This window comes from Chlorobium sp. N1 (assembly GCF_004332115.1).
GTDB lineage: Bacteria > Bacteroidota > Chlorobiia > Chlorobiales > Chlorobiaceae > Chlorobium.
On the sequence record NZ_SJPA01000001.1, the window covers coordinates 429,741 to 451,059 of the forward strand.

A 21,319-nucleotide genomic window follows, 5' to 3' on the forward strand; every position below is an offset into this window, starting at 1 on the left:
CGCCCTGCCAGCGGAACTGACGAGGAAACCCGCCGAAGGCCCCTGCGCCCCGGCAGCCATTCAGCGCAGCATTCCGCCTGGGAAAAGAGCGCCGCAAAAGGGTTGCCTCGCTTCGTGTTGAAGTGCCGTCCGGAATCAATTCATTACACCATTTAAACTGACCGCTTTATGAAAATAACCGTTATCGGGGCCGGAAATGTTGGCGCTACCGCAGCGCTTCGCATTGCAGAGAAACAGCTGGCAAGAGAGGTCGTGCTGATTGATATCGTGGAAGGCATTCCCCAGGGCAAAGCCCTTGACATGTATGAATCCGGACCGGTCGCGCTTTTCGATACGAAGATCAAGGGGTCGAACGACTACAGCGACTCGGCCGATTCGGACATCGTCCTCATCACTGCAGGCCTGGCCCGCAAGCCCGGCATGAGCCGAGAAGACCTGCTGCAGAAAAATGCTTCGATCATCAAGGAGGTCACGAGCCAGGTGATGAAGTATTCGAAGAACCCCATCCTCATCATGGTCTCGAACCCGCTCGACGTCATGACCTACGTCGCCCGCCAGATCAGCGGCCTTCCCGAGGAGCGGGTCATCGGCATGGCCGGCGTACTCGACACCGCACGCTTCAGGAGCTTCATCGCCGAGGAGCTGCATGTCTCGATGCAGGACATCAACGCCTTCGTGCTCGGCGGCCATGGAGACTCGATGGTTCCGGTCGTCAAGTACACGAACGTCGCCGGCATCCCGATCACCGAACTCATGCCGATGGAGAAGATCAACGCCATCGTCGAGCGGACCAAGAACGGCGGCATCGAGATCGTCAACCACCTCAAGACCGGCTCTGCGTTCTACGCGCCGGCCGCATCTGCCGTCGAGATGATCGAATCCATCGTCAGGGACCGCAAGCGCATCCTCCCCTGCACCACCTGCCTGAAAGGCCAGTTCGGCATCAAGGACGTCTACTGTGGTGCACCGGTCAAGCTCGGACGCGGCGGCGTCGAGCAGATCATGGAGATCAACCTCTCCGAGGACGAGCTCAAGGCGCTCCAGCAGTCGGCAGCCATCGTGGAGAAGAACTGCCGCAACCTCGATACGCTGCTCGCCTGAAGAGAGTCAACGACCAGCAAGACATAGACGCAAAAAAGCGACCCAACGGTCGCTTTTTTGCTGAACAGGTGTCCCCCATTACACCTGTTCCACCTCACGGGCGTGAGGAATTTCATCAGGTTCATCGATATACCAGCAACCACCGTGCCAAAGCTCGAAAGCCCGCAGTTTCAGCCATCGGTCTGCTGCTCCCACCCCAATCTGCTCCATACTGAGACAATCCTGCACCAGACTGAACCAGCCGTCCCACTAGCGAACAGGCAAAAAAAAAGCGGCCTTGCAGCCGCTTTTTTTTCGAACAGGTGTCCCCCATTACACCTGCTCCACCCCACGGGCGTGAGGAATTTCATCAAGTTCATCGATATACTTGCAACCACCGTGCCAAAATCCCATCCGCCGCGTCCATCACCATTGGACCGGTAACGGCCGGCACAGCGTGTCCCGATCCGGGACATCACTGCTCCATCCTGCGCCTGGCGCCCCGATGCAGTTGGGACAAAAAAAAAGCGGCCTTGCAGCCGCTTTTTTTCGAACAGGTGTCCCCCATTACACCTGCTCCACCTCACGGGCGTGAGGAATTTCATCAGGTTCATCGATATACCTGCAACCACCGTGCCAAAGCTCGAATGCCCGCAGTTTCAGCCATCACTCTGCTGCTCCCGCCCCAATCTGCTCCATACTGAGACAATCCTGCACCAGACTGAACCAGCCGCCCCACTAGCGAACAGGCAAAAAAAAAGCGGCCTTGCAGCCGCTTTTTTTTCGAACAGGTGTCCCCCATTACACCTGTTCCACCCCACGGGCGTGGAGTTTCTTCAGATTCATGGATAGAGTTGCAACTGGCGTGCCAAAACATACGGCACGAATGAAAAGAGTGGAAAAAACGCACCGGCAGCATCTCTGCAGGAGCGACCGCTCCGAGGGTTCATGGAGAAGCCGTTGAAGCAACCGCTCAGAACAGGACAACCTGTACAGTTATGACACAACTGTTGCAGCAACTGACGCAGTACTGAAAGAGAGATGAAAGAGTGGATAGGTGGCTGGGCGGACGGGCCGCCCACGGGCTCATGCGTTCGACGGGGAATCTGCCGGCTCCTCGTGGGTAACGCAGTGGATGGCGCCGAGCCCCCAGATGAGATCGCTGCAGTCGATGCCGACGACCTCGCGGCCGGGGAAGCAGCCGCGGAGGACCTCAAGCGCCTCATTATCCTTCTCGCACCGGTAGACAGGCACCAGGACCACGCTGTTGGCGATGTAGAAGTTGGCGTAGCTTGCCGGCAGACGCTCGCCCTCATAGTAGACGGGATCCGGCATGGGAAGCTTCACGACGCGGATCGGCTCGCCGCCGAGGCCGGTGCACCCCTTGAGGAGTTCGTAGTTCTCTCGGAGCGGCCGGTAGTTCTCGTCTTCCGGATCATCCTCGACGGCGATGACCACGGTGTCTTCGCTGACGAAGCGCGCCATGTCGTCGACGTGGCCGTCGGTGTCGTCTCCGGCAATCCCCTCACCGAGCCAGAGCACCTTTTTGATGCCGAGCCACCGGCCCAACTCCCGTTCGATCTCCTCACGGCTCATGGAGGGGTTGCGGTTCGGGTTGAGCAGGCAGGCCGTCGTGGTCAGCAGGAGTCCCCTGCCATTGACGTCGATCGCACCGCCTTCGAGCACCATACCTGTGGAAACCGACTCGGTTCCGCGCATCTCGGCAATACGCGAAGGAACGGCATTGTCGTCGTCGTAGGGCTCGTATTTGCCGCCCCACGCGTTGTACTCCCAGTCGAGGATCACCTTCTCTACGCCCTCTCCGCCGACGGTCCTGTAGACGAAATTGGGACCATGGTCGCGGCACCAGGCATCGTTGGTCGGGATCCGGTGCAGGAAGATCCGCTCCATCTGCAGGCGGGGGTGGCCCGACTCGCTGAGCAGGCGGCGCACCTCCGCCTCCATCGCCAGGTCGAGTACGTTGATGTGCACCTCTTCCGAAGAGCTCAGCCACGCGGCGAGTTCAACGAAGACCGCCGGCACCGGCTCGAACTTCCCGGGCCAGGACTCGAGCTTGTGCGGCCATGAGAGCCAGGTTGCCCTGTGCGGAGCCCATTCAGCGGGCATGACATACTGCGGATCGGCCATGGATAGGGGAAGGATGGGGGTTGTTGGTTACCGGTCGGAGTGGACGAGCTGCTCCCTGATGCGCGCGATGCGCGCCATGACCGGAGGGTGCGAATAGGTCATGAAGACGTGGAAGGGATGCGGCGTCAGGTTGGAAAGGTTGCTTCGCGTCAGCTTTCGGAGCGCTTCGACGAGGGCCTCCCCGTGCGGGAAGGTGGAAACGGCGAAGCGATCGGCCTGGTACTCGTGGCGTCGCGAGAGCACCTGCATGAAGACCGAGAGGATGAACTCGACCGGCGTGTAGAGCAGCATGAAAAAGACCAGGCTGCCGTAGACGGAGAGATCCTGCATGAAGAACGCATCGAAAAGCTGGCGGTTGTTCAGGAAGAGGGAGAGCAGGAAGAAGAGCACGCCGAGGTTCAGGATGCTGAGTGCCATGCTGATGAGGATGTGCTTCTTTTTGAAATGGCCGATCTCATGGGCGAGCACCGCAACAAGTTCGTCGACCGTGTGGGCGTTCACAAGCGTGTCGAAAAGGGCGATGCGCTTGCGTTTTCCGAAGCCGGTGAAAAAGGCGTTGGCGCGGGCGGAGCGTGTGGAGCCGTCGATCACGTAGATTCCCTCAAGCGGGAACTCCACACCCCGGGCATAGCCGGTGATCGCCTCCTTCAATTCGCCGTCCTCAAGCGGGACGAAACGGTTGAAGAGCGGCATGATCCAGGTCGGGGCCACGTACTGGAGAAGCAGGCTGAACACCGTAAGGGCGCCCCATGCCGGCAGCCAGGCCATGGGCCCCGCCGTCTCGAAGAACCAGAGCAGGACGGCGACGACGGGCGCGCCGATGAGGAGGGTGAGCAGGAACGTCTTCAATAGATCGGCTGCGAACACCCCGGGCGTGGTCCGGTTGAATCCGAACTTCTCCTCGATGACGAAAGTCTTGTAAATGCTGAAGGGCAGTGAGAGAGCCGCCTGAAGGAGCATGAGCGAGCCGATGTAGAGCACTCCGGTCGGGATGGAGCCCAGGGCGAACCCGCGGAGGAACTGGTCGAGGATGTTGAACCCTCCCGCAAACCAGAAGGCGAGCAGGACGACGAGGTCGAAGGCGCCGCTGTAGAGAGAGAGGGCGGTCGAGGCGCGAAGATAGGCCTGCGACCTGCCATAGGCTTCGTCGTCGAAGATGCCCTCGAACTCTGCCGGCAGCGGGGCACGCGACGCACGGAGGTTGAGCAGCTCGGAGAGCAGGCGAACGAGGAAAGTCGCAAGCAGCGTGAAAAGGACGACGGCGCCGAAAACGTTCATCTCAGTCGGATGGATAGGGTTCACTCTTCGTCGAGAAACCGCTTCTGCAGTTCCCCGTAGGTTTCAATGCGGCGGTCGCGCAGGAACGGCCAATGCGAACGGTAGTGGCCGATCTGGCTCAGGTCGCACTCGGCAAGCAGGACGCACTCGCCCTCAGCCGGCGCAACGCTCTTCATGGAGCCGAACGGGTCGGTGACGAAGCTGTTGCCCCAGAACTCCAGATCCCCTTCGCGCCCGACCCGGTTGGCCGCGGCGACGAAGACGCCGTTGGCGACCGAATGGGACTGCTGGATGGTCTTCCAGGCCGCAAGCTGGGAGCGGCGGACCTCCTGGGACTCCTCCCCGGCTGCCCACCCGATGGCGGTCGGATAGAAGAGTATCTCGGCGCCTTTCAGGGCGGTCAGGCGCGCCGCCTCGGGATACCACTGATCCCAGCAGATGAGCACGCCGATATCGGCATAGCGCGTCCTGAAAACCTGGTAGCCGAGGTCTCCGGGCGTGAAATAGAACTTCTCGTAAAAACCCGGATCGTCGGGGATATGCATCTTGCGGTACCGACCGAGCAGGCGGCCGTCGGCGTCGATCACCGCCGCAGTATTGTGGTGCAGGCCACGGGCGCGCCGCTCGAAAAGCGAGGCGACGATCACCACCCCGAGCTCCCCGGCCAGCTCCTGGAGCACGGCGGTCGTGGGTCCGGGAACCGGCTCGGCAAGATCGAACGGTTCGTACTCCTCGGTCTGGCAGAAATAGAGCGAGGAGAAGAGTTCCTGCGTGCAGATGATTTTGGCTCCGGCTGCAGCGGCCTCGCGGATCCCGGAGAGGGCCTTCCGGAGGTTTTCCTTCGGGTCGGCCGTGCAGCTTGACTGTACGAGGGCGATGGTGACGATGTCTGAGCTCATAGAGGCTGTGGCTCGGTTAATGGATGAGGAGGCCCAGCGAAAAGAGGGCGCCGTAGACGGTCATGAGCCTGCCGGTGCCGGCAAGCACTTCGTTGAGTTCACGCCCCTGGCTCCGCTGGAGCGAGCGGACCATCCTGAAAGCGAGCGGAGCGGAAAGCAGTGCGAGAAGCGACCACGGGGAATAGCCGAAGGCGGTGAGGGCCGGCGGGACGAGGTAGGCCAGCACCGTCAGGGCAAGGTAGAGCATGCGGGCCCGCGGGGCCCCGATCCTTGCCGGCAGGGTCATCTTGCCGACCTTCCGGTCGGTATCAATGTCGCGGATGTTGTTGCAGAGGAGGATGTTGACCGAAAAGGCACCGGGAGCCGCCGCAGCCAGGAGCACCGGAACGGCCAGCGAACGGGCCTGCACGTAGTAGGTACCGCCGACAGCGACGAGACCGAAGAAGATGAAGACGAAGAGGTCGCCGAGCCCCGAGTAGGCGATCGGCCGGGGACCTCCGGTGTAGGCCCAGGCGAAAAGCATCGAGAGGAGGCCGACGAGCAGGATGGGCCATCCGGCAAGAGCGACGAGGTAGAGGCCGAGCAGGAAAACCGCCGAGAGCAGGATCACGGAGACCCGGATCATGGTCTTTTCGCTGATCAGCCCCGCCGAAACGGTACGCGTCGGACCGAGCCGCTCAGCGCCGTCGGCCCCCTTGCGGAAATCGTAGATCTCGTTGATGAAGTTCGTCGCCACCTGGATGCCGAGGGCGCAGACAAGGGCGACGACTGCCGGCAGGGGGCTGAACAGGCCGTCGGCGGCCGCCACGGCGGAGCCGACGACGACGGGAACCGCCCCGGCCGGAAGCGTTTTCGGGCGGATGGCCAGCAGCCAAGGACTAGGCATTCGGGGCCTCGCTCTTTTTTTCCCTGGCCATTTTGACGCTGCTGAAGGTATGGCGGATCTTCTCTCCCGGCTTGATGTAGGTCAGGCTGTGGCGGACGGCCATGGCCGCGTCGCTGAGTCCGGTCTGGATGATCTTCAGTTTTCCCTGGTAGGAGGCGATGTCTCCGGCCGCATAGAGCCCGTCGACGGTGGTCTTCATGTGGGAGTCGACGACGACAGCGTTGTCGACCAGTTCGAGCCCCCAGCCGGCGATCGGGCCGAGATTGGACTTGAAGCCGATAAGCAGGAGCAGCCGGTCCGCCTCGACGCTGAACGTGCTGCCGTCGCGCCGGCGAAAATGCACCGCCTTGAGCCCGTCCCCGTCAAAGTCGATCGAGGCGACTTCCGTATTCAAAGAAACGTCGATGGTGCCGGACTCCCTGGCCTCGTCCACCTCACGGGCGGTCTTGCCGTGCCCCTGGAACTCCTGCATCCGGTGCACGAGCGTCACCTTCCCGGCCACGCCCATGAGCCCGACGGTCCAGTCGAGCGCGGAATCGCCGCCGCCGACGATCACCACCTTCCTGTCACGGAAATCCGCGACGTTCTTCACCGCATAAAAAACCGAACGGTCCTCGAGCGGGGAGATGTCCCCGAGCTGCGGCAGCTTGCGAGGCGAGAACGCCCCGAGCCCCGCGGCCAGAAGCAGCGCCCTCGAGACGAAGGTCCGGCCGGAGGCCGTCGTCACCTCGAAATCCCCGCCCTCGAGCTTGCGGTATGCGGTCACCGTCTCCGAAAGGACCACCTCCGGGCTGTACCGCTCGGTCTGCTGCCAGAGGCTCTCGACGAGCCCTGCGGCCGGGACCTCGGGAAATCCGGCGACGTCGTAGATGTGTTTTTCGGGGTACAGGGCCGAAAGCTGCCCGCCGAGCTGCGGCATGCTTTCGATGATCCTGCAGCTGATGTTGTTCATGCCGCACTGGAATGCAGCGAATATGCCCGTCGGCCCGCCGCCTATGATGGTAAGGTCGGCTATGCCGTCAGGAGAAACGCGATGTGGTGCCATTCGGATGGAGCCCCGGTTACTGATTGGATTTTTTCAGGTAGATCATCCCCTCCGGATTGACCATCCCGTAGAGAATGGTGATCAGATGGTCGCCCTCGTCAAGCTCATGGATCTCGACGTGCTCGGCGTCCTGCTTCTCGACCTGGTTGCCGGCATTGTCCCTGAAGTAGAAGATGGCGCGCACGCCGCCGTGCGGGGTCGATCCCACGAACTGGTAGTTGCCGTCCTCGAGCTCTTCGAGGGCGCAGCCCGGAGTGCCGGCCTTGATGGGGCAGGAGGCGCACTGGGAGTAAAAGCCCTCCTCGGATTCGGCAAAATCGCAGACAGGAAATTTCATGACGGGGTTCTTTCTTTTTTCTTCGGCTTATTGGGTGCCAGCAAATATAATATTTACATTGTTTTTTTTACTGCTGCAGGCCCTAAACACCTCGGTTTTCCTGCCGGCAGCCTTCTTTCAACGGACTACGGAGTATTCACTGGGATGCTGGCAAAACGGATCATCCCCTGCCTCGACGTACGGGACGGCAGGGTCGTAAAGGGAATCAATTTCGAAGGGCTGAGGGACGCGGGCTCTATTCTCGAGCAGGCGCGTTTCTACAACGGTGAACTTGCCGACGAACTGGTCTTCCTCGACATCTCCGCTTCGCTCGAATCACGCAGAACAACGCTGGAGGAGGTGCTGAAAGTTTCTGGCGAGGTGTTCATCCCGCTGACCGTCGGCGGGGGCATCAACTCGGTCGAGCGCGCCCGCGAAGTCTTCCTCCACGGAGCCGACAAGGTCTCGGTCAACACCGCAGCGGTCAACGACCCCGAACTCATTTCGCGCATCGCCGAGCGCTACGGCTCACAGGCCGTGGTAGTGGCCATCGACATCAAGAAGGTCGACGGACGCTACATCGTCCATACCCACTCGGGCAAAAAGCCGACCACCTACGAAGCCCTCGAATGGGCACTGAAAGTCCAGGAGCTCGGCGCAGGAGAGATCCTGCTCACCAGCATGGACCGCGACGGGACGAAAGAGGGCTACGACAACGAGAGCCTCGCCATGATCTCCACGGCGGTACATATCCCCGTCATCGCATCAGGCGGAGCCGGGTCGCTCGAGCACCTCTACGACGGGTTCACGAAAGGTCGGGCCGACGCCGCCCTTGCCGCATCCATCTTCCATTTCCGCCAGCACTCCATCCGCGAGGCCAAGGAGTACCTTCGCGAGCGGGATATCCCCGTCAGGCTCTGAGCGCTTCGGGAACCGCCCTGTAGGCCCTGATCGAGCGGAGCTCCAGGCGGAACGGCCCGACCTCTTCCCTGGAAACCAGAAGGCCGATCTGCACGATCGAAGAGCGGTCGAGAGGTGTCGCCCCTTCGATGGAGCGGCCCCTGAACGAAGCCGAAAATCCCGAAAACGGCAGATCCACCTCCATCCACTTTCCGGCAACCGGCTCAAAATCGCTACGGTAGACGATGCCGTCGTAGCTGTCGTCGTTGCGGATGCGGAAACTGTAGCGGCGGCCGTCTCCCCGGACGAAAAGCCGGAGGCCGTCGAACCCGCTGAAGTCACGCTCTTCGGGAAACGTGCGCACCGAGGCGAACCCGCCGCCGTTCTCCGTGGAGAGCACCCCGTCGAACACCGCGGTGCCGGGATCTGCAATAGAGAGGCGGCTCACGGAAATCCCGCCCATAATGCCGTCGTCGACGCTGTGCCACTTGAGGCACCTGGTACTGGAGAAGTCGCAGAGCATCCGTTCCTGCATGCCGGTATGGGTTTAGGGGATTGATGTTTCGGCCGGATAAGAAGTACTGGAATAGTAAGGCATCCCTTCGTATTTTCAATGGCAACAACAAAAAACCGCCACCAAAAGATCCCGTCCTCATGCACCGACTGCTCTCATCAACCCGCTTTCTGGTCATCCTGGCCGTTGCAGCGCTCTTTGCCGCCGCCGTCACGCTGCTTGTCTACGGCGCCGTTTCGGTCGGGAGCCTCATAGTCCAGGCCATCCTCTCCGGATCGATCACGCCGAAAGGCGGCAAAAGCCTGGTGCTCGGCTTCATCGAAAGCGCAGACCTGTTCCTCGTCGCAACGGCCCTCTACATCATGGCGCTCGGCCTCTACGAACTCTTCATCGACGATACCGTTCCCATGCCCGCATGGCTGCAGATCCACACCCTCGACGACCTGAAGGAGAAGCTGGTCGGGGTGATCGTCGTCGTCATGGCCGTCGTCTTCCTCGGCCATGCCATCACCTGGCACGGCGAGAGCTCGATCCTCTATTTCGGAGGCGCAGTCGCGGCAGTCACCGCGAGCCTCGCGCTCTTCAACGGCCAGAAGAAAAAGAAGGACCCGAAAGCCTGAGGCCCGCTCAGAACCACTTCCTCGTGCGGAAGAAGAGGATCATGCCGATAAAAATCGAGGCCATGAGCCCGAGCACCCCGTAGTACCCCCACGGCCAGGAAAGCTCCGGCATGTAGCGGAAGTTCATGCCGTAGACGCCGGCGATGAAGGAGAGCGGCATGAAGACGGTGGCGATGATGGTGAGCACCTTCATGATCTCGTTCATCCGGTTGTTGGCGATGGCCAGCCAGGTATCGTACATGCCGATGACGATGTCGCGATAGGTCTCGACCGTTTCGATGACCAGCACGATGTTGTCGAGGATGTCGCGGAAAAAGGGCCCGCTCGCCTCGTCGTCGATCACCCGGTAACGGTCTCGGCCGATGCTGTTGATGATCTCGCGCAGCGGCCAGACCGACTTGCGAAGAAGAATCAGCTCCTTCTTCAGGGTGTACATCGCCGGAAGCGACCCCCTTGCCGCCGTCTCGGTCAGCAGGTCGTCGAGGGTCTCGATCCGGTCCTCGAAAGCTTCGAGAACGGCGAAGTAACTGTCGACCACCGCGTCGACAAGAGCGTAGGCCAGATAGTCCGCACCCTTTTTCCTGACATTCGTGCCGGCATTCTCCAGCCGCTCGTGGATGGAGGCGAAGAGCGGGCCCGGCGCCTCGCGGAAACTCAGGACGAAATCCTCCCCGACGACGATCGCCAGCTGCTCCTCGGCAAGCCCGCCCTCTTCGGCGTCCGTCTGGAGCGTCTTGAGGACGAGGAAGAGATACCGGTCGAAATCCTCGATCTTCGGCCGCTGGAGGGTATGGAGGATATCTTCGAGCGTCAGGGGGTGGAGCCCGAAGTGGGTACCGGCCTCCCCGACGAGCCCGACGTCGTGCAGGCCGTCGATGTTCACCCAGAGCACCTCGCCCTCCCGGCGCATCCCGAGGGCATCCCTGAGGTTCCCGACGACCGCGCGCCGCACACACTCCTCGCTGTAGCTGAAGACGGTAATCACCGGGCTCTCCATCTTCCGGCCGCCGGTATGGACGAGGGTACCGGGCGCCGTGCCGATGGTGCCGGCCATGCGGCCAATGATCTTTTTCATCGGCCGGCGGGAGGAAGCGGCTCCCGCCGGACGGACTCTGTTTTTTCGGGCATGCTTCATCAGCTCTCCGTTGGGGATTTCAGGAACGCGTCCACTGCCAGTTGCGGATTTCGGGCATATCCTCGCCGTAGGTCCGGATGTACTCACGGTGGGCGATGAGCATGTCGCGCACATGCTGCTTCACATAGGCCGCCTTCTGGCGGAGGCGCGGCACCCGCTCGACCACGTCGGCCACCAGGTGGAACCGGTCGAGGTCGTTGCGCACCACCATGTCGAACGGCGTGCTCGTCGTCCCCTCCTCCTTGTAGCCGCGCACATGGAGGTTGTGGTGGTTGGTGCGGCGGTAGGTCAGCCGGTGGATCAGCCAGGGGTAGCCGTGATAGGCGAAAATGATCGGACGGTCGACGGTGAAGATCTCGTCGAAATCCCGGTTCGCCAGGCCGTGGGGATGCTCTTCGGGCGGCTGCAGGGTCATGAGGTCGACGACGTTGACCACCCGGATCTTCAAATCGGGGATCTTCTCGCGGAGGATCTGCACCGCGGCAAGGGTTTCAAGGGTCGGCACGTCGCCCGCGCAGGCCATGACCACGTCGGGATCGCCGTCTTCGGTATCGTTGGAGGCCCACTCCCAGATGCCGATGCCGCTCGTGCAGTGCCGGACGGCCGACTCCATGTCGAGCCACTGCCATGCGGGCTGCTTGCCGGCGACGATGACGTTGATGTAGTCGCGCGAACGCAGGCAGTGGTCGGTGACCGAGAGCAGCGTATTGGCGTCCGGCGGCAGGTAGACGCGGATCACGTCGGCCTTCTTGTTGACGACGTGGTCGATGAACCCCGGGTCCTGGTGGGAGAAGCCGTTGTGGTCCTGCCGCCACACGTGGGAGGTGAGCAGGTAGTTCAGGGAGGCGACGGGGCGGCGCCAGGCGATGTCGTGCTTGCACACCTTCAGCCACTTGGCATGCTGGTTGAACATCGAATCGATAATGTGGATGAACGCCTCGTAACAGGAGAAGAACCCGTGTCGGCCGGTAAGCAGGTAGCCCTCCAGCCACCCCTGGCAGGTATGTTCGGAGAGGATCTCCATCACCCTGCCGTCGGGAGCGAGATGGTCGTCGTACGAGCGGACCTCCTCCATCCAGGTCCGGTCCGTCACCTCGAAGAGCGCGCCGAGGCGGTTGGATGCCGTCTCGTCGGGGCCGAACACCCTGAAGCGCGGCTCGCCGCGGTTGGCCTGCATCACATCGCGCAGGAACGCGCCCGTCACCCGGGTCGCCTCGGCCTCGACCGATCCGGGCTCCGGCACGGAGACGGCGTACGCCCTGAAATCCGGCAGCACAAGATCCTTCAGGAGCAGTCCGCCGTTGGCATGCGGGTTGTCGCCCATGCGACGCCTGCCTTTCGGGGCGAGCTCCTTCAGCTCCGGAAGCAGCGTCCCTTCCGGGGTGAAGAGCTCTTCGGGCCGGTAGCTTTTCATCCACTCCTCGAGCAGCCTCAGATGGGCGGGATTCGTGCGCACCTCGGCAAACGGCACCTGATGCGCCCGCCAGAAGTCCTCGACCTTCTTGCCGTCGACCTCCTTCGGCCCGGTCCACCCCTTGGGGGAACGGAGCACGATCATCGGCCAGAGCGGCCGTTCCACCCTGCCGCCGCTGCGCGCGGTGCACTGGATCGAAGCGATGGCATCGAGGCATCCGTCCACGGCGGCGGCCATCTGGCGATGCATCGCATCCGGCTCCGACCCCTCGACGAACCATGGAGCGTACCCGTACCCCTCAAGGAGACGGCGGAGCTCGTCGTGCGGAAGGCGGGCGAGCAGCGCGGGGTTGGCGATCTTGTAACCGTTCAGGTGCAGGATCGGCAGCACCGCACCGTCCCGACGCGGGTTGAGGAACTTGTTGGAGTGCCATGAGGTGGCCAGGGGCCCCGTTTCGGCCTCGCCGTCGCCGATGACGCAGGCGACGACCAGATCCGGGTTGTCGAAGGCCGCCCCGTAGGCGTGCGAGAGACTGTAGCCGAGCTCGCCGCCCTCATGGATGGATCCGGGCGTCTCCGGCGCCACGTGGCTCGGAACGCCCCCGGGAAAGGAAAACTGCCGGAACAGCTTCTCCATACCGGCCTCGTCCTCCGACACGGCGGGGTAATACTCGCTGTAGGTCCCCTCGAGCCAGACGTTGGCCAGGAGGGCCGGACCACCGTGGCCGGGCCCGGAAATATAGATCATCTCGAGGTCCCGCTGCCGGATCGCCCGGTTGAGGTGCACGTAGATGAAGTTCTGTCCGGGAGTCGTCCCCCAGTGTCCGAGCAGGCGCGGCTTGACATGATCGGCCGTGAGCGGCTCGCGCAGGAGCGGGTTGCGGAGCAGGTAGATCTGGCCCACCGAAAGATAGTTCGCCGCACGCCAGTAGGCGTCGAGTCCCCGGATCTCGGAGAGCTCCAGCCCCTTCTTTTCCGTTTCCTTTGCCATCGTTGCACTCGTGGTATTCATCACTTCGTCTCCCTGTGGTTTATCGGTTAGAGTGATTCAACAAGCTTCAATGCCTCGCGGGCGATCAGCTGCTCCTCGTCGGTCTGCATGACCCGTACCATGGCCCGTCCGGGCGAGTCGAGGGAAATCACCGCCGCATTCCCGCTGTTGCGTTCTTCGTCGAGCCGGAGGCCCATGCAGCCGAGGCCCCGGCAGATGCGACGGCGCACCTCGGGCGAATGCTCGCCTATCCCGCCGGTGAAGACCAGGAGATCAAGGCCGCCGAGAACAGCGAAGAGCGAGCCGAGCTGTTTTCGGGCCTGGTAGCAGAAGAGCTCCACGGCAAGGCGGGCAGCCGGGTCGGAAGCCTCCGCCGAGAGCAGGTCGCGCATGTCGTCGCTCCGGCCCGAAAGGGCGAGCAGGCCCGAACGGCGATTGACCATATCCTTGACCTCCGGGGGCGACATCCCCGCCTCCTCGAGCAGGTAGAGCACCACCCCGGGGTCGAGATCCCCGGTCCGGGTGCTCATGACGAGCCCGCCAGCCGGAGAAAACCCCATGCTGGTCTCGATGCTCCGGCCGTCACGAACCGCGGCCATGCTGGCCCCGTGGCCGAGATGGGCGAGGACGACCCGTCCGCTCACGGCGGCACCCACCCCCATCCGGCGGAGCTCCCGGAGCAGGTACTGGTAGGACAGCCCGTGAAAACCGTAACGCTCGACCCCCCGCTCCCTCACAGGGAGGGGAAGTGCGTAGGTCCTGGCGACCTCCGGCATGGTGCGGTGGAAGGCGGTGTCGAAACAGGCGACCTGGCGGGCTTTTTCCATGAACCCGGCGGCGAGCTCCACTCCCTTGAGGGCCGGCGGGAGATGTTCGGGAGCGTAGGGAACGAGGCGACGGATGTCGGCCGTCACCTCCGGCGTGAGAAGCGTCGGCTCGCCATAGCGGGGGCCGCCGTGCACGATCCGGTGGGCAATGACGTCCGGCCCGGGGCCCTCAAGGGAGCGGATCCGGGAAAAGATCCGGCGGAAGGCCTCCTCATGGTTCGCGGCATCGGCCGGCCCCGCCTCCGGGGAGGCGCCCGCTCGACGGAAACCGAAGGTGCCCCCTTTTGTGCCGATCCGGGTCAGCTCGCCGGCATACACCGGCCGGGAGAGCTCAAGGGAGCTGTAGAGCGCGAATTTGATGCTTGAAGAGCCTGCATTGAAGACGAGAATGTTTTTCATCGCGACAGGAAGTGGCCTTCATGAACGAGCTGTGGCATATGCAAACTACGCAAAGAACGGCACAAACCGATACGGGAGGCGACAGCGGCAGGGTACGCCGATATAAAAATGCGTCCCGCCCTCCGCTCCGCCCGGCCGACGAATTGCCTATATTGGAAAAAAGGTCGCAACCCGGATTCCCTACGGCCATGACGACAATGAGAGACTTCATCAGAGGACTGCCCAAAGCCGAGCTCCACCTGCACCTGGAGGGCACGCTCGAACCGGACATGATGCTCGAACTTGCCGCACGCAACTCGATGCAGGCACCCTTCCCGGATGTGGAAGCAGCAGAAAAAGCCTACCGGTTCACCGACCTGCAGTCCTTCCTCGACATCTACTACCGCTCGACGGCGGTCCTCGTGACCGAAGAGGACTTCCGCCAGCTCACGCTCGCCTACCTGCAGAAGGCGGCCGCCCAGAACGTCCGCCATGCGGAACTCTTCTTCGACCCCCAGGCCCACACGGCCCGTGGAGTCGCCTTCGAAACCGTGCTGAGGGGAATTGAGCGCGCCGCCGAAGAAGCCCACCGGACCCTCTCCGTCTCGACCCGCCTCATCATGTGCGTGCTTCGCCACCTCACGGAACGTGAAGGCATGCGGATGCTCGAGGAGGCCGTCCGATGGAAACGCTGGATCACAGGCATCGGCCTCGATTCATCGGAACGGGGCAATCCACCCTCAAAGTTCCGCAACCTCTTCCGCAAAGCGCGCGAGGAAGGGTTCCTGCTGACGGCCCACGCCGGAGAAGAAGGCTCGGCCGAGAACGTCAGGGAGGCGCTCGAGCTCCTGCATCTCGACCGCATCGACCACGGCGTGCACTGCATGGACGACCCGCAGCTCGTCCGGGAACTGGTGCGCCGGGCCGTACCGCTCACCGTCTGCCCGCTCTCCAACGTGAAGCTCGGCGTCTTCAGGAGCATGCAGGAGCACAACCTGAAAGCGATGCTCGAGAGCGGACTCATGGTAACGCTGAACTCCGACGACCCGGCCTATTTCGGAGGCTACGTCAACGAAAACTTCACCGCGGCGGCCGAGGCGCTCGGCCTCGACTTCCGCCAGATCGCCACGCTTGCCGAAAACTCCTTCAGGGCCTCATCACTCAACCCCGTGCAGAAACAGCTTCACCTCGACGAACTGGCCGGTTACGCCCGCCGCTGCGAAGCCTGCCGCTGAACCCGGAATCCGATGCAAAAAGAACGCCCCGAGCCTTTCATAACCGCCGACGCCATAGCGAAGCGGATCCGGGAACTCGGTGAGGCTATTTCGAACGAGTACCCCGACGCCACGGAGGAAAATCCGCTCGCCCTCGTCGCCGTCCTCAAGGGAGCCTGCATCTTCGCCGCCGACCTCATCCGCACCCTCAGCATCCCCTGCACCATCCAGTTCATCTCCGCCTCCAGCTACGGCTCGGGCACCGTCTCATCGGGCCAGGTCGAGCTCGACCACGACCTCGCCGTGGAGGGCAGGGCGGTGCTCGTCATAGAAGACATCGTCGACACCGGGCTCACGATCCTGAAAATCACCGAAACGCTCCAGGAACAGAACCCCTCGAGCCTGCGCATCTGCACCCTGCTCGACAAGCCCTCCGCACGCGTCCACCCCGTCAGGGTCGACCATGTCGGCTTCAGCGTGCCGGACCGGTTCCTCATCGGCTACGGCATCGACTGGAACGAACACTACCGCGAACTCCCCTACCTCGCCCTGCTCGACGCCTGATCCGCCCCGCCCGCCAACCCCGCACTCCCGCCCCGGGCCGGGGCCGCACGGGAGGCCGCACTGCGTCCCAGAGCAGAAATCACAGAAATGTCTGAATATTTATTTTATTTGAACTAAAAATCCTTATTTTTTAAGGAAACTAAACCCTATACACTAAATCACCCCGGCGACGACACCAGCCAACCCAACGGAATCGGAACATGACCACTTCGGCAGCCGCGGCCCCTGAATGCACCTCGAGGCCATGGATCATCGACACCACGCTCCGCGACGGAGAGCAGGCCCCCGGCGTAGTCTTCAGCGACCGGGAAAAAACCGACATCGCCCGCATGCTCTCCGAAGCCGGCGTCGATGAGCTCGAAGCGGGCTACCCGGCCATCAGCCGCGAAGAGGAGACGATCATACGCAGCATCGCCGCCCTGCACCTTCCGGTACGCCTCACCGGCTGGGCGAGAGCAAAATGGGAGGATATCGAGGCGGTCTGCCGAAGCGGGGTCGAAGGCGTCCACATCAGCTTTCCGCTCTCGCCGCTCTACCTCGAGCTCATGGGTCGCGACTACGACTGGGTGCAGGACCAGCTCCAGGACCTTGTCATACGCGCCAGGCGCTACTTCCGCCACGTCAGCGTCGGCGCACAGGACGCGACGCGAACCCCTCCGGAGACGCTGCGGCGCTTCATCGCCGACGCGGGAAGGGCCGGCGCAGAACGGGTCCGCATAGCCGACACTGTCGGCGTCTCCACCCCGCTTTCGATCTGCCGTCTTCTCGACCGGGTGCTTGTGGCGGGCGGGCCGATGCTCGAATTCCATGCGCACAACGACCTCGGCATGGCGACGGCCAACGCCCACACCGCCATAGAGGCCGGCTGCGGAGCCGTCAGCGTATCGGTAGGAGGGCTCGGCGAACGGGCGGGCAACGCCGCACTCGAAGAGCTCTCGATCGCCCTCCGGCTCTCCGGCAGGCACGCCACCGCCATCGACACCACCCGGCTCACCGCACTATGCCGGGCCGTCTCGGAGGCCTCCGGCCGCTCGATACAGCCGCAGAAGCCGGTCGTCGGCCGTGCGGCATTCCAGCATGAATCCGGCATCCACTGCGCCGCCCTCCTGAAGGATCCGCTCTCCTACCAGCCCTTCATGCCGGCGCTGGCCGGCATGGCGGAGCACGAACTCGTCATCGGCAAGCACTCCGGCAGCGCGGCACTCAAGGACTTTTTCCAGAAAAAAGGCATCGCGCTCACGGCGAACGAAGCCGCGGCGACCCTCAGCGAGGTGCGCAGGATCGCCACAGAAAAGAAGCGCTCGCTCCGACCCTCCGAGCTTGAAGCCATTCACGACACCCTCAAAAAAGGACTCTGAACGAAAAGAGGAGAGAGCGCATGCTGACACCCCAGGAGCAGGAGAACCGGAGCATCAGCCTCCTGGCGGAGGTCGGCCGGACCGTCACGAGCGAAAACGACATCGGCAAGGTGCTCACGCTCGTCCTCTTCATCATGTCGGAACACATGAACATGCTGCGCGGCATGATCACCATCCTCAACCGCGACACCTCGGAGATCGTCATCAACCACTCCTTCGGGCTCACCGCGGATGAGAAGGAACGCGGCCGCTACCGCATCGGAGAGGGCATCATCGGACAGGTGGTCAAGACCGGCCGGAGCGTCATCGTCCCCGACATCAGCGACGAGCCGCTCTTCCTCGACCGCACCCGCTCGAGGGAGAAGGAGCAGAAAAAGGGACTCTGCTTCATCTGCATCCCCATCCGCTCCGGAAGCGAGATTATCGGCACCCTCAGCGCAGACCGGCGCCTCAGCCACCCCGAGGAACAATCCGAAAAGAAAAGCGCCAAAAACCCGAACACCGAGGCCGACCTGCTGCAGCACTACGTCGACCAGCTCTCCATTATCGCCGCAATGATCTCGCAGGCCGTCCGCCTCCGCCAGCTCGCAAGCGAAAGCGACCGCCACGACCAGTTCCATCCACCGTCGATCCCCGCAGAGGAAGCGCGCGAAGAGGAGATCGTTCCGGAAGAGATGCGGCCGAAAAACATCATCGGCAACGCCAAGCCGATGCACGGCCTGTTCCGGCTGATCGACAAGATCGCCGGCACCAGCGCCACCGCGCTCATCCTCGGAGAAAGCGGCGTCGGCAAAGAGCTGGTCGCCAGCGCCATCCACTTCAGGAGCCGCCGTTCGTCGAAGCCCTTTATCAAGTTCAACTGCGCCGCGTTGCCGGAAAGCATCGTCGAGAGCGAGCTGTTCGGCCATGAAAAAGGCGCCTTCACCGGCGCCTCATCCACCCGCCAGGGACGGTTCGAACTGGCCTCCGGCGGCACCATCCTCCTCGACGAAGTCGGTGAACTCAGCCTCCCCGTCCAGGCCAAACTGCTTCGGATCCTGCAGGAAAAAGAGTTTGAACGGGTCGGGGGATCGAAGACCATCAAGACGGACGTGCGCGTCATCGCCGCCACGAACCGCAACCTGGAAAACCTGATCGTCGACGGACTTTTCCGCGAAGACCTCTACTACCGGCTGAACATCTTCCCGATCACCGTCCCGCCGCTGCGGGAACGCAAGACGGACATCCTCCTGCTCGCGGATTATTTCGTGGAGAAGTACAACGCCATGAACCAGAAGGGGATCCGACGGATATCGACGACGTCCATCGACATGCTGATGCGCTACCACTGGCCGGGAAATGTGCGCGAGCTGGAAAACTGCATCGAACGGGCCGTCATCCTCAGCGAAGACAACGTCATCCACGGCTACCACCTCCCCCCGAGCCTGCAGACCGCAGAGTCGAGCGGAACCCCCTGCACCGGCTCGCTGCAGCAGAAACTCGAGGCGATCGAGAAGGAGATGATCATCGAAGCCCTGAAAAGCACCAAGGGCAACATGTCGCGCGCCGCCGCCGAGCTCGGGCTGTCCGAACGGATCATAGGGCTCCGCGTCAGGAAATTCGGGATCGACTACCGCAAGTTCCGCCCGTAAAAAAACCACCGTTCCGTAGGAAAGCCCGCAACACCCCCACCGGCCCGGCCCCAGCCGAGCAACCGGCCACAGTTCCGGAGGCGCCGCGACCGAAACCTCCGCCCTCGCCCCGATCCACCCAAAGCAGCAGATCCGCCCCAACCCCCGCCGGGGGCGGACACGTCCCGAACGAAAGACATTTCCCACCATTATGTAGCCGATCGGACATTCCTACATCCCCGAAGGAAACAGGCGCGCGCAAAACGCCCGATACATCATGCGCAAGGGGACAAAAAAAAACATCCGGACTTTTTCCATCCCGACAGAAACCCTTCCATAACAACGCGTTACACACATCCGGATCCGACGCGGGACCCAACAGAAGAGCCAGCCCCGAACTTTGGCACGCATATTGCAATAGTATCCATAAATATTCAGGCGAAGAAAAATAAAAGCCTCAATATTTAAAGAAGGAAGCACAACAACCCTAAACACGAACCACCATGAGAAAAGTTGCGATTTACGGCAAAGGCGGCATCGGCAAGTCGACCACCACGCAGAACACCGTCGCCGGCCTCGCCGAGATGGGCAAGAAGGTGATGGTCGTCGGCTGCGATCCGAAAGCAGACTCCACCCGCCTGCTGCTCGGCGGACTCCAGCAGAAGACCGTGCTCGACACGCTCCGCGAGGAGGGCGAAGAGGTCGAACTCGAAGACATCATCAAAGAGGGATACAAGGCGACCCGCTGCACCGAGTCCGGCGGACCGGAACCGGGTGTGGGCTGCGCCGGCCGCGGCATCATCACCTCGGTGAACCTCCTCGAGCAGCTCGGCGCCTACGACGACGAGTGGGATCTCGACTACGTCTTCTACGACGTGCTCGGTGATGTGGTCTGCGGCGGATTCGCCATGCCGATCCGCGACGGCAAGGCCGAGGAGATCTACATCGTCTGCTCCGGCGAGATGATGGCCATGTACGCCGCCAACAACATCTGCAAGGGCATCCTGAAGTATGCCGACGCCGGCGGAGTGCGCCTCGGCGGCCTCATCTGCAACAGCCGCAAGGTCGACAACGAGCGGGAGATGATCGAGGAGCTGGCCCGCAGGATCGGAACCCAGATGATCCACTTCGTGCCCCGCGACAACTTCGTGCAGCGCGCAGAGATCAACCGCAAGACGGTCATCGACTACGACCCGACCCACCCCCAGGCCGACGAGTACAGGGCCCTTGCCAACAAGATCAACGACAACAAGATGTTCGTCATCCCCAAGCCGCTGGAGATCGAAGAGCTCGAGTCGCTGCTCATCGAATTCGGGATCGCCAACTGAGAAGCAACAACCAGAACCGGCGCCAGGCAAGGCGCCACAACCAAAACGGAGTATACCGCCAATGTTAATGATCAGGACAATCGTACGGCCCGAAAAGGCTCATGAAGTCATGCAGGCACTGCTTGATGCAGGCTACCCGGCCATCACCAAGATCTCCGTCGTCGGACGCGGCAAGCAGCGCGGCCTCAGGGTGGGCGACGTCGTCTACGACGAACTGCCCAAAGAGATGCTCTTCACCGTCGTGCCCGACGCCGACAAGGACTTCGTCGTCCAGGCGATCCTCGACAGCGCAAAGAGCCAGGGCGAGGGCAAATTCGGCGACGGAAAGATCTTCATCTCCGCAGTCGAGGACGTCTACACCATCAGCTCGGGTCTTCAGGAAAGCGAACCGACGCTCGCTGCAGCAAAGGAGGCCTAAGGATGAAAGAGATCATTTCAGTCATACGGATCAACAAGGTCAACGAAACAAAAAAAGCGCTCGTCGACGCCGGCATCCCCGGCTTCACGGCGACCGGCAGGGTCATGGGCCGCGGCAAGGGCCAGGTCCACTACGACATCCTCAAAGGTGCCGAAGAGGGCCATCCCGAAGCGATCGCCCTGCTCGGCGACACGCCGCGCCTGGTCGCAAAGAGGATCCTGACGGTGGTCGTGCCCGACGAGCTCTGCAAGACGGCAATCGAGACCATCATCAGGACCAACCAGACCGGCAAGCCGGGAGACGGCAAGATCTTCGTCACCCCCATCACCGAAACCATCAGGGTGAGGACCGGGGAAGCCGGAGACGAGGCGCTCAACTGAGAAAGACTATACAACAA

20 protein-coding genes are annotated in these 21,319 nt (G+C 62.4%); 10 read left to right on the forward strand and 10 right to left on the reverse strand.

Annotated features, from left to right (window positions below; all coding sequences use genetic code 11):
* Positions 1–168: 168 nt before the first annotated feature.
* Positions 169–1,101: a malate dehydrogenase gene (gene mdh, locus E0L29_RS01930; protein ID WP_131353973.1), complete on the forward strand. Its 933-nt coding sequence runs from the start codon at positions 169–171 to the stop codon at positions 1,099–1,101.
* A gap of 1,065 nt (positions 1,102–2,166) precedes the next feature.
* Here mdh and E0L29_RS01935 read toward each other — a convergent pair.
* From E0L29_RS01935 to E0L29_RS01960, 6 genes are read right to left on the reverse strand one after another with little or no spacing between them, the layout of a single operon-like run.
* Positions 2,167–3,228 (reverse strand): agmatine deiminase family protein, encoded by a 1,062-nt coding sequence (locus tag E0L29_RS01935; protein WP_131353975.1) that lies wholly within the window; start codon positions 3,226–3,228, stop codon positions 2,167–2,169.
* A gap of 27 nt (positions 3,229–3,255) precedes the next feature.
* On the reverse strand, positions 3,256–4,506 hold the full coding sequence (locus E0L29_RS01940; protein WP_131353977.1) for a M48 family metallopeptidase: 1,251 nt from the start codon (positions 4,504–4,506) through the stop codon (positions 3,256–3,258).
* A gap of 20 nt (positions 4,507–4,526) precedes the next feature.
* A complete protein-coding gene (locus E0L29_RS01945; protein ID WP_131353979.1) occupies positions 4,527–5,405 on the reverse strand; it encodes a carbon-nitrogen hydrolase in 879 nt (292 codons plus the stop codon).
* Positions 5,406–5,421: 16 nt separating this feature from the next.
* Positions 5,422–6,291, reverse strand: coding sequence for a 1,4-dihydroxy-2-naphthoate polyprenyltransferase (locus E0L29_RS01950; RefSeq protein WP_131353981.1), 870 nt, complete (start codon positions 6,289–6,291; stop codon positions 5,422–5,424).
* Complete coding sequence (locus E0L29_RS01955; protein ID WP_131353983.1) at positions 6,284–7,336, reverse strand: NAD(P)/FAD-dependent oxidoreductase; 1,053 nt, start codon at positions 7,334–7,336, stop codon at positions 6,284–6,286. Before E0L29_RS01955 ends, E0L29_RS01950 begins: the two co-directional genes overlap by 8 nt.
* Before the next feature lie 16 nt (positions 7,337–7,352).
* On the reverse strand, positions 7,353–7,673 hold the full coding sequence (locus E0L29_RS01960; RefSeq protein WP_131353985.1) for a hypothetical protein: 321 nt from the start codon (positions 7,671–7,673) through the stop codon (positions 7,353–7,355).
* Positions 7,674–7,817: 144 nt separating this feature from the next.
* Between E0L29_RS01960 and hisF the strand changes: the two genes are divergently transcribed.
* Positions 7,818–8,573: an imidazole glycerol phosphate synthase subunit HisF gene (gene hisF, locus E0L29_RS01965; RefSeq protein WP_131353987.1), complete on the forward strand. Its 756-nt coding sequence runs from the start codon at positions 7,818–7,820 to the stop codon at positions 8,571–8,573.
* On the opposite strand, the gene E0L29_RS01970 is transcribed toward hisF, so the two are convergent.
* Complete coding sequence (locus tag E0L29_RS01970; RefSeq protein WP_131353989.1) at positions 8,563–9,087, reverse strand: CIA30 family protein; 525 nt, start codon at positions 9,085–9,087, stop codon at positions 8,563–8,565. The genes hisF and E0L29_RS01970 overlap by 11 nt on opposite strands.
* A gap of 119 nt (positions 9,088–9,206) precedes the next feature.
* Between E0L29_RS01970 and E0L29_RS01975 the strand changes: the two genes are divergently transcribed.
* A complete protein-coding gene (locus tag E0L29_RS01975; RefSeq protein WP_131353991.1) occupies positions 9,207–9,686 on the forward strand; it encodes a YqhA family protein in 480 nt (159 codons plus the stop codon).
* A gap of 7 nt (positions 9,687–9,693) precedes the next feature.
* On the opposite strand, the gene corA is transcribed toward E0L29_RS01975, so the two are convergent.
* The 3 genes from corA to E0L29_RS01990 form a co-directional block, all read right to left on the reverse strand.
* Positions 9,694–10,761: a magnesium/cobalt transporter CorA gene (corA, locus tag E0L29_RS01980; RefSeq protein WP_242664238.1), complete on the reverse strand. Its 1,068-nt coding sequence runs from the start codon at positions 10,759–10,761 to the stop codon at positions 9,694–9,696.
* 79 nt (positions 10,762–10,840) lie between these two features.
* The gene (locus E0L29_RS01985) at positions 10,841–13,225 is read right to left on the reverse strand and encodes a phosphoketolase family protein (protein WP_131353995.1); all 2,385 of its coding nucleotides are present in this window, start codon (positions 13,223–13,225) and stop codon (positions 10,841–10,843) included.
* A gap of 47 nt (positions 13,226–13,272) precedes the next feature.
* On the reverse strand, positions 13,273–14,451 hold the full coding sequence (locus E0L29_RS01990; protein WP_131353997.1) for an acetate/propionate family kinase: 1,179 nt from the start codon (positions 14,449–14,451) through the stop codon (positions 13,273–13,275).
* Between the two features lie 188 nt (positions 14,452–14,639).
* On the opposite strand from E0L29_RS01990, the gene E0L29_RS01995 reads away from it, so the two are divergent.
* The 7 genes from E0L29_RS01995 (at position 14,640) to E0L29_RS02025 (ending at position 21,302) form a co-directional block, all read left to right on the forward strand.
* Positions 14,640–15,665 carry an adenosine deaminase gene (locus tag E0L29_RS01995; RefSeq protein WP_131353999.1) on the forward strand — a complete coding sequence of 342 codons (1,026 nt, stop codon included), beginning with the start codon at positions 14,640–14,642 and terminating at the stop codon, positions 15,663–15,665.
* Positions 15,666–15,677: 12 nt separating this feature from the next.
* The gene (gene hpt, locus E0L29_RS02000; protein WP_131354001.1) at positions 15,678–16,208 is read left to right on the forward strand and encodes a hypoxanthine phosphoribosyltransferase; all 531 of its coding nucleotides are present in this window, start codon (positions 15,678–15,680) and stop codon (positions 16,206–16,208) included.
* Positions 16,209–16,408: 200 nt separating this feature from the next.
* A complete protein-coding gene (locus E0L29_RS02005; protein ID WP_131354003.1) occupies positions 16,409–17,566 on the forward strand; it encodes a homocitrate synthase in 1,158 nt (385 codons plus the stop codon).
* Between the two features lie 20 nt (positions 17,567–17,586).
* On the forward strand, positions 17,587–19,197 hold the full coding sequence (locus E0L29_RS02010; protein WP_131354005.1) for a sigma 54-interacting transcriptional regulator: 1,611 nt from the start codon (positions 17,587–17,589) through the stop codon (positions 19,195–19,197).
* Positions 19,198–19,679: 482 nt separating this feature from the next.
* A complete protein-coding gene (gene nifH, locus E0L29_RS02015; protein WP_131354007.1) occupies positions 19,680–20,504 on the forward strand; it encodes a nitrogenase iron protein in 825 nt (274 codons plus the stop codon).
* Between the two features lie 61 nt (positions 20,505–20,565).
* Positions 20,566–20,922, forward strand: a complete 357-nt coding sequence (locus tag E0L29_RS02020) for a P-II family nitrogen regulator (protein WP_131354009.1) — start codon at positions 20,566–20,568, stop codon at positions 20,920–20,922.
* A gap of 2 nt (positions 20,923–20,924) precedes the next feature.
* A complete protein-coding gene (locus tag E0L29_RS02025) occupies positions 20,925–21,302 on the forward strand; it encodes a P-II family nitrogen regulator (RefSeq protein WP_131354011.1) in 378 nt (125 codons plus the stop codon).
* Positions 21,303–21,319 lie beyond the last annotated feature (17 nt).

Coding starts and splice junctions, on each gene's coding strand:
- mdh (WP_131353973.1), top strand. CDS start 169: ATGAAAATAACCGTTATCGGGGCCGGAAATGTTGGCGCTACCGCAGCG.
- E0L29_RS01935 (WP_131353975.1), bottom strand. CDS start 3,228: ATGGCCGATCCGCAGTATGTCATGCCCGCTGAATGGGCTCCGCACAGG.
- E0L29_RS01940 (WP_131353977.1), bottom strand. CDS start 4,506: ATGAACGTTTTCGGCGCCGTCGTCCTTTTCACGCTGCTTGCGACTTTC.
- E0L29_RS01945 (WP_131353979.1), bottom strand. CDS start 5,405: ATGAGCTCAGACATCGTCACCATCGCCCTCGTACAGTCAAGCTGCACG.
- E0L29_RS01950 (WP_131353981.1), bottom strand. CDS start 6,291: ATGCCTAGTCCTTGGCTGCTGGCCATCCGCCCGAAAACGCTTCCGGCC.
- E0L29_RS01955 (WP_131353983.1), bottom strand. CDS start 7,336: ATGGCACCACATCGCGTTTCTCCTGACGGCATAGCCGACCTTACCATC.
- E0L29_RS01960 (WP_131353985.1), bottom strand. CDS start 7,673: ATGAAATTTCCTGTCTGCGATTTTGCCGAATCCGAGGAGGGCTTTTAC.
- hisF (WP_131353987.1), top strand. CDS start 7,818: ATGCTGGCAAAACGGATCATCCCCTGCCTCGACGTACGGGACGGCAGG.
- E0L29_RS01970 (WP_131353989.1), bottom strand. CDS start 9,087: ATGCAGGAACGGATGCTCTGCGACTTCTCCAGTACCAGGTGCCTCAAG.
- E0L29_RS01975 (WP_131353991.1), top strand. CDS start 9,207: ATGCACCGACTGCTCTCATCAACCCGCTTTCTGGTCATCCTGGCCGTT.
- corA (WP_242664238.1), bottom strand. CDS start 10,761: ATGAAAAAGATCATTGGCCGCATGGCCGGCACCATCGGCACGGCGCCC.
- E0L29_RS01985 (WP_131353995.1), bottom strand. CDS start 13,225: ATGGCAAAGGAAACGGAAAAGAAGGGGCTGGAGCTCTCCGAGATCCGG.
- E0L29_RS01990 (WP_131353997.1), bottom strand. CDS start 14,451: ATGAAAAACATTCTCGTCTTCAATGCAGGCTCTTCAAGCATCAAATTC.
- E0L29_RS01995 (WP_131353999.1), top strand. CDS start 14,640: ATGACGACAATGAGAGACTTCATCAGAGGACTGCCCAAAGCCGAGCTC.
- hpt (WP_131354001.1), top strand. CDS start 15,678: ATGCAAAAAGAACGCCCCGAGCCTTTCATAACCGCCGACGCCATAGCG.
- E0L29_RS02005 (WP_131354003.1), top strand. CDS start 16,409: ATGACCACTTCGGCAGCCGCGGCCCCTGAATGCACCTCGAGGCCATGG.
- E0L29_RS02010 (WP_131354005.1), top strand. CDS start 17,587: ATGCTGACACCCCAGGAGCAGGAGAACCGGAGCATCAGCCTCCTGGCG.
- nifH (WP_131354007.1), top strand. CDS start 19,680: ATGAGAAAAGTTGCGATTTACGGCAAAGGCGGCATCGGCAAGTCGACC.
- E0L29_RS02020 (WP_131354009.1), top strand. CDS start 20,566: ATGTTAATGATCAGGACAATCGTACGGCCCGAAAAGGCTCATGAAGTC.
- E0L29_RS02025 (WP_131354011.1), top strand. CDS start 20,925: ATGAAAGAGATCATTTCAGTCATACGGATCAACAAGGTCAACGAAACA.